At 70.5% G+C, this 10,670-nt stretch carries 11 protein-coding genes and 1 tRNA gene; 5 read left to right on the forward strand and 7 right to left on the reverse strand.

All coding sequences use genetic code 11. From position 1 onward, the window contains the following. From ASG00_RS13325 to galU, 5 genes are all read right to left on the reverse strand, one after another. A partial coding sequence (locus tag ASG00_RS13325; RefSeq protein ID WP_082483253.1) for a putative zinc-binding metallopeptidase occupies nucleotides 1–895 on the reverse strand: 895 nt, incomplete at its 3' end. Nucleotides 896–978: 83 nt separating this feature from the next. Next, nucleotides 979–1,054, reverse strand: a tRNA-Ala gene (locus tag ASG00_RS13330). An 80-nt stretch (nucleotides 1,055–1,134) separates the two neighbouring features. Then, nucleotides 1,135–2,064, reverse strand: coding sequence for a hypothetical protein (locus ASG00_RS13335; protein ID WP_056210186.1), 930 nt, complete (start codon nucleotides 2,062–2,064; stop codon nucleotides 1,135–1,137). Between the two features lie 65 nt (nucleotides 2,065–2,129). Further along, on the reverse strand, nucleotides 2,130–2,759 hold the full coding sequence (locus ASG00_RS13340) for a GNAT family N-acetyltransferase (RefSeq protein WP_056210188.1): 630 nt from the start codon (nucleotides 2,757–2,759) through the stop codon (nucleotides 2,130–2,132). A 31-nt stretch (nucleotides 2,760–2,790) separates the two neighbouring features. Beyond that, entirely contained in the window at nucleotides 2,791–3,678 is an 888-nt protein-coding gene (gene galU, locus ASG00_RS13345; protein ID WP_056210190.1) for a UTP--glucose-1-phosphate uridylyltransferase GalU, read from the reverse strand. Between the two features lie 39 nt (nucleotides 3,679–3,717). On the opposite strand from galU, the gene ASG00_RS13350 reads away from it, so the two are divergent. The 3 genes from ASG00_RS13350 to mscL are packed head-to-tail and all read left to right on the forward strand — an operon-like array spanning nucleotide 3,718 to nucleotide 5,067. Beyond that, nucleotides 3,718–4,314, forward strand: a complete 597-nt coding sequence (locus tag ASG00_RS13350; RefSeq protein ID WP_056210192.1) for a 5-formyltetrahydrofolate cyclo-ligase — start codon at nucleotides 3,718–3,720, stop codon at nucleotides 4,312–4,314. Nucleotides 4,315–4,329: 15 nt separating this feature from the next. After that, nucleotides 4,330–4,605, forward strand: a complete 276-nt coding sequence (locus tag ASG00_RS13355; RefSeq protein WP_056210193.1) for an FmdB family zinc ribbon protein — start codon at nucleotides 4,330–4,332, stop codon at nucleotides 4,603–4,605. A gap of 33 nt (nucleotides 4,606–4,638) precedes the next feature. Further along, on the forward strand, nucleotides 4,639–5,067 hold the full coding sequence (mscL, locus tag ASG00_RS13360) for a large conductance mechanosensitive channel protein MscL (protein WP_045248598.1): 429 nt from the start codon (nucleotides 4,639–4,641) through the stop codon (nucleotides 5,065–5,067). Between the two features lie 16 nt (nucleotides 5,068–5,083). On the opposite strand, the gene ASG00_RS13365 is transcribed toward mscL, so the two are convergent. Both ASG00_RS13365 and ASG00_RS13370 read right to left on the reverse strand, forming a co-directional pair. Further along, a complete protein-coding gene (locus ASG00_RS13365; protein ID WP_045248597.1) occupies nucleotides 5,084–5,272 on the reverse strand; it encodes a hypothetical protein in 189 nt (62 codons plus the stop codon). A 4-nt stretch (nucleotides 5,273–5,276) separates the two neighbouring features. Continuing rightward, complete coding sequence (locus tag ASG00_RS13370) at nucleotides 5,277–9,035, reverse strand: AAA family ATPase (RefSeq protein ID WP_416361449.1); 3,759 nt, start codon at nucleotides 9,033–9,035, stop codon at nucleotides 5,277–5,279. A 130-nt stretch (nucleotides 9,036–9,165) separates the two neighbouring features. On the opposite strand from ASG00_RS13370, the gene ASG00_RS13375 reads away from it, so the two are divergent. Both ASG00_RS13375 and ASG00_RS13380 read left to right on the forward strand, forming a co-directional pair. Next, nucleotides 9,166–9,684: a methylated-DNA--[protein]-cysteine S-methyltransferase gene (locus ASG00_RS13375; protein WP_056210195.1), complete on the forward strand. Its 519-nt coding sequence runs from the start codon at nucleotides 9,166–9,168 to the stop codon at nucleotides 9,682–9,684. A 413-nt stretch (nucleotides 9,685–10,097) separates the two neighbouring features. Further along, a complete protein-coding gene (locus ASG00_RS13380; RefSeq protein ID WP_056210377.1) occupies nucleotides 10,098–10,442 on the forward strand; it encodes a histone-like nucleoid-structuring protein Lsr2 in 345 nt (114 codons plus the stop codon). Nucleotides 10,443–10,670: the final 228 nt, after the last annotated feature.

Raw genomic sequence — 10,670 nt, forward strand, 5'->3', positions numbered from 1 at the left:
CGTTGAGCAGAGGCTGCACCGGCTGGTCGAGGTAGGACTCGCGAGGGATCACGTCGATGTCGCGGAGGTTGGTGACCGAGGCGTCGAGATGGATGCCGATGGCCGCCGCCGTCTTCAGGGTGCCGGTGATGTGCAGGTAGTGGGCGAAGGTCTCGGCGAAGTCCTCCCACGGGTGCATGGTCGCATACTCGGAAAGATACGACTCGTTCCAGTCGTCGGGCGCGCCGAACCGGTAATGGCGGGCGATGGCATCCTGATAGCTCTCGCGCTCGTCACCGAACAGCTCACGGCAGCGATCCCACGTGGCGTCGTCGGTGATGAGCACGTTCTGGTAGTAGTGGCCGACCTCGTGACGCAGGTGCCCGAGCATGGTGCGGTACGGCTCGCCGAGCCGCACCCGCAGCGCCTCACGACGGTCGTCGAGGCTCTCGGCGAGATCGATGGTGATGATGCCGTTCGCGTGCCCGATGATCACCCGCTTGCCGTCGGACAGGCTCGAAAGCAGATCGAAACCGAGCCCGCCGGGCTGCACGTCCCAGCCGACGATCGGCAGCCCCAGCTGACCGAGCTGCAGCACAAGACGGCGCTTCGCCTCCTCGGTCTTGGCGAGCTTCTCGAGGGCCACGGTGTCGTCGGCATCGGGCTGCGTACGGGTGAGGCGGCAGGAGAAGCAGAGACCGGTCGGCGCGTCCTCGCGCACGAGCCAGTTGCACTGCCAGCCACGGTTCGAGCAGGTGTACCAGGTCTCCCCGTCGATGATGACGCGACCGTCGCGCAGCCCGTAGAACTGCTGGGTGAGCAGCTGATACCCGAGCTCCGCCTCGCACTCCGGGCAAGTCAGGGCGTCGAGGTAGACGAAGTGCCGGCAGTGGGGGCACCGGGGCTGTGAGCTCACGTGCTCACGCTAGTGGTCGGCGGGGATCAGGGCGACTCCGCCGAAACGGCGAAACGCCCCTGGAGGGGGCGTCTCGGCTGGTGTGGTGGACCTGAGGGGATTCGAACCCCTGACCTCTTCATTGCGAACGAAGCGCGCTACCAACTGCGCCACAGGCCCGTGAACCTCCGATACATTACCACGCGGCCCGGCCGCGCCTCGCATCGAGGCGGCCCCGTGGGCGCGTCGCGCGTGTCGTGTCAGCCGGCGCGGCGGGCGTCGAGCAGCGAGCGCACATGCGCCTCGATCTCGGCGTCGTCGACGTAGCCCATGCCGGCGTACTGCGACGGCGCGGGGGCCTCCACGCGAGCGACGCGCGCCACGTCGATCGAGGGCGGAGCGGCCTGTGCCGCGCGCTGACGCTTCGCCTCGTCCACCGCGGCGCGGCGCAGGGCCGCGCGCGCCTCCTCGGCGGCGACGATGGCCGCAGCCTGCGATCCGGCCGAGGCGGTGAGGGGTTTGGGCAGGGTGCGGGGCTCCCAGGTCGCGGATGCCGCGGCATCCGTCACCGGCACCGGCACCCTCTCGCTCACGACGGGTGCCGACACGACGGGTGCGGCCTCGACGCGGCGCGACCGGGTCGCGAGCATCGCGATGCGCTGCAGCACGAGCAGGGACACGGCGAAGACACCTGCCGCCGCCCAGAGGTAGATCTGCGTGCCCGCGGTCAGCAACTGCCAGACGCCGACGCCGGCGAGCGCGAGCGCGGCGAGCACGAACGTGGAGGCGACCACGCGCGCACGACGGCGTCGCGCGGCCGGCCGCATGCGGGCGGCGAGTCGGTCGGCGCGGGCGCGCTCGGCGGCGTCCTCGCGCTCGGCCTTCAGGAGGGCGCGCGTCTCGTCCAGCTCGCGCTGGGCGCGCACCGCCTCGAGCTCCTGCTGCTCGGCGATCGTCTTGCGGGCGAGGCGCTGCTGCGCGTGGCTCGCGCGAGCGCCGAGCTCGATGCGCACCTCGTCAGGGGTGTCGCTCGTCTCCGCCAGGATGCGCAGCGCCTGACCCAAGCGCACGGCATTGCGCTCGGCGGCGTTGTATCGGTGCGTGGAGTGCCAGGAGGGCACGAAGTACAGCAGCCACAGGGCAGCCGCGACGAGCACGATCACTCCGCCACCCAGCCACTGCCCGTCCATGGCACCACGGTAAGGGAGAGTGCTGCCGCTCCCCCGTCACGCGCGCGCGTGTCGAGCCGGAGCAGTCAGGGCTCGAGTCGGTCCTGCGGAGGGATGTCGGCGGCATCCTGCGGGGCACGACCCGCCGCCCACCGGGCGAGCACTCCCTCGGGGACGTCCTCACGGACGAGCGCGAACGCGTAGTGGTCGCGCCAGTCGCCGTTGATGTGGATGTAGCGGCGGCGCAGCCCCTCGTAGCGGAACCCGAGCTTCTCGACCACCCGAAGGCTCGCGTGGTTCTCGGGCCTGATGCAGATCTCCATGCGGTGCAGTCGCAGCTCGGTGAAGCAGATGTCGGTGGCCATCGCGACCGCGGTCGGGGTGATGTCGTGCCCGGCGAACTGCTCGCCGATCCAGTAGCCGATCGTCGCCGAGGCCAACGATCCCCGCGCGACGCCCCACACGTTCAACTGGCCGACGACCTCGCCGTCGTACTCCATCACGAACGGCACGCCCTGGCCGTCGCGGTACTGTTGCAGCAGCCGGCGCACGCCGACCCGCATGTCGAGCGACACGATGCCGTCGGGGCTCGTCGCCTCCCACGGGCGCAGCCACGACCGATTGCCGAGCAGGAGGTCCTGCAGGGCGCGCGCATCGCGCTGGCGAACCAGCCGGAGCCCGATGGCTCCGTGCTCCCGCGGAATGTTCAGGTCCACGCCGGCGACCCGATCGTCTCGTGCGCGGCCGTCACAGGGTCGCGGCGAAGTCCTTGACCCAGGAGCGCAGCGACGGGCCCAGGTCGTCGCGGTCGCTCGCGAGCTGCACGATCGCCTTGATGTAGTCGAGCCGGTCGCCGGTGTCGTAGCGGCGTCCCCGGAAGATGACGCCGTAGACGCCCTGCGCCGGGTTGGCGGCGAGCTCTTCGAGCGCGTCGGTGAGCTGGATCTCATTGCCCTTGCCGGGCGCCGTGCGCTCGAGGATCTCGAACACGTCGGGGCTCAGCACGTAGCGCCCGATGACCGCCAGGTTGGAGGGGGCATCCTCCTTCTTCGGCTTCTCGACGAGGCCGGTGACCTTCACGACTCCGGCGTCCTCCGTCGGCTCGACCGAGGCCGCGCCGTAGAGGTGGATGCTGTCGGGGTCGACCTCCATGAGCGCGATCACCGTCGCGCCGCGCTTGTCGTACTCGCGCAGCATCGTGGTGAGCAGCGGGTCGCGCTCGTCGATGAGGTCGTCGCCCAGCAGCACCGCGAACGGGTGGTCGTCGACGTGCGCCTTGGCGCACAGCACCGCGTGGCCGAGGCCCTTCGGCTCGCCCTGGCGCACGAGGTGGATGTTCGCGAGGTCGCTGGAGTGCTCCACCTTCGCGAGCTTGTCGAGGTCGCCCTTCTCGCGCAGCTTCTGCTCGAGCTCGGGCACCGAGTCGAAGTGGTTCTCGATGTTCGTCTTGTTGCGCCCCATGATGATGAGCACGTCGTCGATGCCCGCACCGGCCGCTTCCTCGACCACGTACTGGATGGCCGGCTTGTCGACCACCGGCAGCATCTCCTTCGGCATGGCCTTCGTCGCCGGAAGGAAGCGAGTGCCCAGACCCGCAGCGGGGATGACAGCCTTGAACGGCTTGTGCGCAGACATGGGCCGATCCTATCGGCCACCCTGCCTACAATCGTGACCATGACCGACCCCGTCGATACGCAGAAAAGGGCCCTGCGCGCGGAGCTGCGCGAGCGCCGCGCCCAGCTGCCGCAAGCGGCTCGGGATGCCGCGGCCCAGGGGGTCTCAGACCAGCTCGACGCCCTCGTGGCATCGGTCGACGCCCACAGCGTGTCGTGCTTCATCTCCACCCCGACCGAGCCGGGAACCCGCGACTTCCTGACCGCGGCGGTACGGCGCGGCATCCGGGTGCTGCTTCCCGTGACCCGCGTCGACGGACTGCTCGACTGGGCGGTCGCCACCGACGACGAGAACGTCGCCGAGGGTCTGTTCGGGCTGCCGGAGCCGACCGGCGAGCTGCTCGGCCCGATCGCGGTCAACGACGTCGACCTCATGATCGTGCCGGCTGCCGCCGTCGACGGCACCGGGATGCGACTCGGCTGGGGTCGTGGCTACTTCGACAAGACGATCGGCTCGATGGAGAAGTGCCCGCCGGTGTACGCGGTCGTCTTCGACAGCGAGATCCTCGACGAGGTGCCGCGCGACCGGCACGACGAACCCGTCGACGGCGTCGTCACCCCCACCCGCACCATCACGTTCGCGGCCGCGCGCCGCTGAGGAAGGCCTCACTCCATGCCCACCTACGCCTATGCCTGCACGCAGTGCGGTCACCGCTTCGACGCCGTGCAGTCGTTCTCCGACGCCTCTCTCACCGAGTGCCCCGAGTGCGGCGGGCTGCTGCGCAAGGACTACCGGTCGATCGGCGTCGCTTTCAAGGGCAGCGGCTTCTACCGCACCGATTCGCGCTCGGGATCGAGCGCGAGCGGCGCGGAGAGTGGCGGGTCGACCAGCGCTTCGCCATCATCGGACTCGAAGACGTCGTCTTCGGCCGCTCCCGCGGCCTCTTAGTCGCCTCCCCCGGGGCAAGTGAGGAGATCACGCGTGATCAAGGGCTTCAGAGATTTCATCCTTCGCGGCAACGTCATCGAACTGGCCGTCGCGGTCGTCATCGGTACTGCGTTCACCGCCATCGTCAATGTGATCGTCGCCTCGGTCATCAACCCCCTGATCGGGCTCCTCTTCAAGGCCGACAGCCTGAACGACGCGCTGGCGGTTCCCGTGCCGACCCTCGGCGGCGGCGAGGTCACCTTCGCCTTCGGCGCGGTGATCGGCGCGATCATCAACTTCCTGGCCGTGGCGGTCGTCGTCTACTTCGTCTTCGTCTTCCCGATGAACTCGTTCAAGGAGCGCGCCGACGCACGCCGCAAGATCGGTGCGGAGCCCGAGGCCGAAGAGGCGCCGCTGCCCACCGAGACCGAGCTGCTGGTGCAGATCCGCGACTTGCTCGAGAAGCAGCAGTCGAAGGCCTGAGCACCCGACCGTCGCCTCAGTAGTGCGGCGGCACCTCACGCCGCATCCGCTCGTCGTTCGGACCGTCGTCCGACCGGGCGGGTGCGGCGTCGTCGTTCGCGGATGCCGCGGGCTCGCCGCTCGTGCCCGGCGCCGCCGTCAGTCGCGCGCGCCGCGCACCGCGCACCCGCACGACGCGCTGGCGCTCGTCGTCCGCCCCGCTCACCGGCTCACCCGAGGTCGTCGAGCGGCGCGGTGCGTGCCTCTTCGATGACGGGTGCTTCGCCGGTGCCCGGCGCGATGCCGAGCATCGCCGCGATACGGGTGGCGACACCCGCGGGGTCGCTGTAGAGGTCGAACGCATGCACACGGGCGTAGTGCCAACCCAGGCGACGCAGGATCTGCGGGCGCAGCCGCAGCGACTCGCGCAGCGAGTCCCCCTGGGTCTCGGGGTCGCTCTCGACGACCACGGCCTTGCCCTCGTGGTGGGCGACGAGGGTGAGCAGCCCGCGGTAGTGCACGTCGACCGCGAGGCCGCGGGCGCGCAGCTCGCGAGCGAGCACCTTCGTCAGCGGGTCGGCGAGATCCTCCAACACGGCGTGACGGGTGCGGTCGGCGATACCGCCGAGGATCGACATGAGCGTCGCCGCACCGTGCGCGAGCCGCCCTTCGTCGAAGGCGGTGGGCCGGATGCACGAGACGATCACCATCGAGCGGCGGGCACGGGTCATCCCGACCGTCAGGAGGCGTTCGCCGTCGGGGGTCGACAGGTCGCCGAAGTCGCTGAGCACACGGCCGTGGCGGGTGAGTCCGAAGCCGAGCGAGAAGACCACGCGGTCGCGGCTCTCGGCGACGGACTCCTCGAGGGTGAGCACCGCGAACGGCTCGGCGGTGTCGCGGGAGAGGAAGTCGGCGACATCCGAGCGACCGGCGAACGCGGCCTCGACCGCCGCGCGCACCCGCTCGGCGTGGCGCTTGGAGGCCGTGATGACCATGAGCGACTCGGTGCCGCGGTTGATCGCATGCTCGGTGACGAGGGTCACGACGCGGGCGACCTCGACCTCGGGACTCTCGACGGCACCCGAGATGGGATCGGGTGTGCCGACGCCGCCCTCGACGTAGTCCACGCTGAGGCTGCCGCGTCCGAGATAGGAGCCGGCCCACGGCAGCGACGAGATCTCGCCGCCGTAGAACGCGTCGTTGACGAGGCTCGCGAGGTCCTCGCCGCCGGCGCGGTAGCTGCGGGTGAGCGTCTCGACGTCGACGAGTCCCTCGGCCCGGTCGAACAGCGACGTCTCGTCGAAGGGCTCGTCGAACTCATCCGCCTCGACCGCGGCCGCCGACCCGACCGTGAACGGCGTGGGCTTCTGCGTGACGGGGTCGCCCACCAGCACCAGCTGACGGCCGCGGCGGATGGCGGGGGCCGCCTCGGCGAGGCAGAGGGCCGCCGCATCCGCCACGATCACGACGTCGACGTCGGGAACGTCGCGCAGCAGCGGCACGTCGTACGGGGTCGCCAGCCACACCGGTGCGAGCGTGCGCATCAGGCTCGGGGCGGTGCGGGCCAGCGCGCCCGCGCTGTTCACGCCGTCGCGCAGCGCCTGCTTGAGCGCGACCGCCTCGTCGTGCTCGTCGACGAGCGAGATGCGCCACTGAGTCGCCAGCTGCGCCGCCAGGAGCGGGCCGGATGCCGCGGCGTGCGCCTCGTCGACCAACCGGAAGTCGCGCTCGAGACGATCGACGACCGACGTGTTCGCGCCGAGCAGCGCCCGGTCGGTGCGCAGCAGGTGCTCGAGCGCCGACTGCCACCAGGCGAACTCGAGCTCGGCGCCCACCTGGCCCTCGGGAACGTGACGCACCGAGAGGTCGGTCATCAGCGGCTCGAGTCCGCCGCGCGCGAGATCGGTGCGGATGCCGGCTCGCTCGACCAGGTTGTCGAAGTACGCCGACTCGGCCGCGAGCCCCGCCAGGGTGCGCAGCAGCTGAGGCAGCGGAAGGGCGGCGAGGCGGTGGGCCTCGTCACGCTGCAGGATGCGGTCGAGGTCGCCGAGCTCGGCGTCGACGTGCTGCCACGCGACGTGCACGTCGGCGAGCCCCACCGGAACCTCGGGGATGACGCCCGCCTCGGTGAGCCGCGCCCACTCGGTGCGCTGCTGCTGGATGCGCAGCAGCGCCTCGTACATGTCGGTGACGTGCGCGCCCGGTCGCACGTACTCGCGCGACAGCTTCTTCAGGCGGCGACGGTTCGCGCTCGACATCCCGACGTCGCGACGGGGCGAGTGGGCGGCGATGAGCTCGACGAGCGGCCGGTCGAACACGGTCGGCGTGAAGCGCTCGAGCGACTGGCGGATGCCCTGCAGCAGCCGCAGGAACTCGCCCAGCTCGTCGATCGTGCGGAAGGGACGCATCCGCGTCTGCGCGATGAGTTCGTAGCCGCGCTCGAGCAGGCTCGGCACGGCCTGACGGCTGAGCTTGCCCGCCAGGGCGTGCGCGTCGCGCGCGGCATCCGTGGTCGAGAACGTCACGCCGTACCACGGTGAGTCGTCGGGGCCGAAGCGGAACTCGCCGAGACGTGCGACGGCGCGCAGCTTCTCGGCCGCCGCCTGGCGCTTGTCACGGAGGCGCTCGAGGGTGGCCACATCGAAGCGGGCCGACGTCGACGGGGCAGGCGAGAGCTGCGCGAGGCGGGTGAGCTCCCGCACGATGTCGAGGGCGGTGACCCCCAGTGACGGATGGTCGACGGTGAGGGCGCCGCGGTAGTCGCGCAGCACCGTGCGCAATCGCAGCAGCGCGTCGTCGATGTCGGCCACCTGCGGCGCGGTCGACTTCTCGTTGCGTCCGATCGCGCGGATGAGGTCGCGCCGCACGTGGCGCGGAGAGATGGCGAGTGCGTCGAGACCGATGCCGGCGAGGCGATGGCGGATGCCGTCGAGCGTCGAACGGCGGGCGCTCACGACCAGCACCCGCTTGCCCTGGCGCACGAGCACGCCGAGGGCGTTGATGACGGTCTGGGTGCCGCCGGTGCCCGGCAGGGTGTGCACCGCGAGCGAGTGCCCCGCGCCGATGCGGGCGAGCACGCGCTCCTGCTCCGCGTCGGCGTCGAGCAGCAGTAGGTCGGCGGACGGCGCGCGCTCGTCGGGGCCGACCTGCGCGGGAAGCTCCCGCGGAACGCGCAGACGGTCACGCGAGACGGGCTCGCCGAGCAGGGCGTCGAGGGCGAGATGACCTGTCTCGGGGATGTCGCGGGCCAGCGCCGAGCCGACGTCGGCGAAGTTGGAGACCACCAGGCGCGGCTTCACCGTGTACGACGGGATGTGCGCGGTGAGCGCCCGCAGGTGGTCGATGACCGGCTGCGGCTTGAAGACGCCGTCCTCGATGGCGAGGGCGGCCAGCGCGGCACCGTCGAGCCGGATGCCGAAGTGGGTGCCGAGGGCGGCGACCAGCTCGGGGTTGACCACGAACGATCCGTGGAGCTTCAGCTCGAAGTCGGCCTGGTTGCGGCGGATCGCGACCGGGCGCAGCAGGACGGGTGCGATGCAGACCAGCCCACCGATGCGCCACGACGCCATGCCGACGGCGAGGAAGACGCTGTCGAGGCCGCGCGCGGTGCGCAGTTCGACGTGCTTGGTGGTGACCCGCGCGCCGGCGATGCGCGCCGTGCGGCCTGCGACCTCGTCGCGGAACAGATTCGACAGGAGCGTCGCCCGACCGGTCAGGAACTGCGGGAGGCTCCCGGGGTGGGCCTTGGTGATGTCGATACCGCTCTCGGCGGTGTCGTCGTAGTGCAGCAGGGTCGACCGCCCGCCCACGAGCGTCGCCTGCGCGCGCAACCGCGCACGAGCCTCGTCGAGGGAGAACACATCGGATGCCGCGGCCACCGCCTCCGGCTGTTCCTCACCGCGCGCCGCGATGCTCTCGCTCGCCGTCGCCGTTCTGTCGCCTCGCCACACACGGTCACCATACGGGCGCAAATCCGCGGTTCCCGGCATTCCCGGCGGGTTTCGCGGGATTGGCGACACGCCGCACGGCGCCTCCTCCCCCGCGCGCCGACGAGCGGCAGCTCCCTCAGACCGAGCGGTCGGATGCCACTCCCCTGTCGCCGCTCGTCATGATGGAGCCATGACGGACCCGACCTTCTCGACTCACCCGACACCCGTCGGCGAAGTGCTCATGGTGCACACGTCTGAAGGGCTCGTCGCCCTTGAGGTGCTGCACCGACCGCTCGATGTCGCGATCGCCGAGATCTCGCTCGCGCTTCACGCCGAACCGGTGCACGACGAGCGACCCGCCGCCGAGCTCACCGCATGGCTCGACGGATACTTCGACGGCGGAAGCGACCCGTGTCGGCTCGCTCTCGACTGGCGCCTCACCGACGGCTTCACCCGCGAGGCCCTGCAGGCCGTCGGTGACATCCCCTACGGCGAGACGGCGAGTTACGGCGAGGTCGCCGTGATGGCCGGTCGCCCGCGCGCTCACCGCGCGGTGGGAACCGCGTGCCGGCTCAGTCCGTTCTCGATCGTCGTACCCGTGCACCGCGTCGTGCGCGCCGACGGCTCGATCGGCGATTACGGCGGACATCCCGAGATCAAGCAGCAGCTCATCGATCTCGAACGCTCCCGGGCCGGCGCGTCCGTGTAGGCCGGCCGCCGCCCGGGCTCTTCTTCGACGTCGTCGCCATCTACGTCGACGTCGGCGACAGCGCACAGACCGCCGTGGACTCTTTTCACCCCGCGCGCGATTCTGTGGCGCTTCCGCGACAAGAGTCGAATTCACGCATTCGGCACGGCACATGCATTTCGGTCCTTCCGATGGAGCGACGGGCGGCGGGCGGCATCCGCCATTCCTCCGGAATATCCGCGTCGTCGAATGGGGGAACATCACGGCCGGCGCATTCACTCAGCCGCCGAAACTCGCGGTATTCCGGGGGCTACGGACGGCAGCGCCGCACCGTCGACGGTGATCACGCGGGCGGTCGTGTCGAGATCGATGGATTTTCTGACATTTCGGGCGCGTCGCCGAATAACACGAGCAAAGAACGTACTGTTATGACCATGGCTCGCAGAATTGTGCATCAACTCGTCGACGATATCGACGGAACCGTCCTTGAAATCGGCGAGGGAGAGACCGTGAATTTCTCTCTCGATGGTCGCGCATATGAACTCGACCTCTCCGACGCGAACGCCGCGGCATTCCGCGACATCCTCGCCCCGTACGTGAGCGCCGGCCGGTCGACATCGACGTCGTCGGCATCCGCGGGCGCCCGCAAGCGGAAGTCGGCCGGAGCGCAGCGCGACTACACCGCGATCCGCGCGTGGGCCGCAGCGAACGGCTTCACCGTCTCCGAGCGCGGGCGCGTTCCCGCTCAGGTTCTCGACGCGTACGACGCCGCACACTGACTCCACCCCACGAACGCCGGGCCGCACGAGGTGCGACCCGGCGTTCGGCGTTCGCGCCGCGGCATCCAGGTTCCCGACAGCACATTCACATGCGGTAGATAAGCGCACGCCGTCACGATGAGGCGGTGTCACGCCGTTCGAAGCCCGTCTCCCGTCGAGTGATCATCCGCCGCCGGATCATCTTCAGCGCCCTCGCCGTCGTCACGATCGCCGTGATCGTCGCCGCGG

This window comes from Microbacterium sp. Leaf351, from assembly GCF_001423825.1.
Taxonomy (GTDB): domain Bacteria; phylum Actinomycetota; class Actinomycetes; order Actinomycetales; family Microbacteriaceae; genus Microbacterium; species Microbacterium ginsengisoli.

What these genes read in the sequence shown, in the direction of transcription:
- ASG00_RS13335 (WP_056210186.1), bottom strand. Translation starts at nt 2,064, where the DNA reads ATGGACGGGCAGTGGCTGGGTGGCGGAGTGATCGTGCTCGTCGCGGCT.
- galU (WP_056210190.1), bottom strand. Translation starts at nt 3,678, where the DNA reads ATGTCTGCGCACAAGCCGTTCAAGGCTGTCATCCCCGCTGCGGGTCTG.
- ASG00_RS13370 (WP_416361449.1), bottom strand. Translation starts at nt 9,035, where the DNA reads ATGCCGGGAACCGCGGATTTGCGCCCGTATGGTGACCGTGTGTGGCGA.
- ASG00_RS13350 (WP_056210192.1), top strand. Translation starts at nt 3,718, where the DNA reads ATGACCGACCCCGTCGATACGCAGAAAAGGGCCCTGCGCGCGGAGCTG.
- ASG00_RS13380 (WP_056210377.1), top strand. Translation starts at nt 10,098, where the DNA reads ATGGCTCGCAGAATTGTGCATCAACTCGTCGACGATATCGACGGAACC.
- ASG00_RS13375 (WP_056210195.1), top strand. Translation starts at nt 9,166, where the DNA reads ATGACGGACCCGACCTTCTCGACTCACCCGACACCCGTCGGCGAAGTG.
- ASG00_RS13355 (WP_056210193.1), top strand. Translation starts at nt 4,330, where the DNA reads ATGCCCACCTACGCCTATGCCTGCACGCAGTGCGGTCACCGCTTCGAC.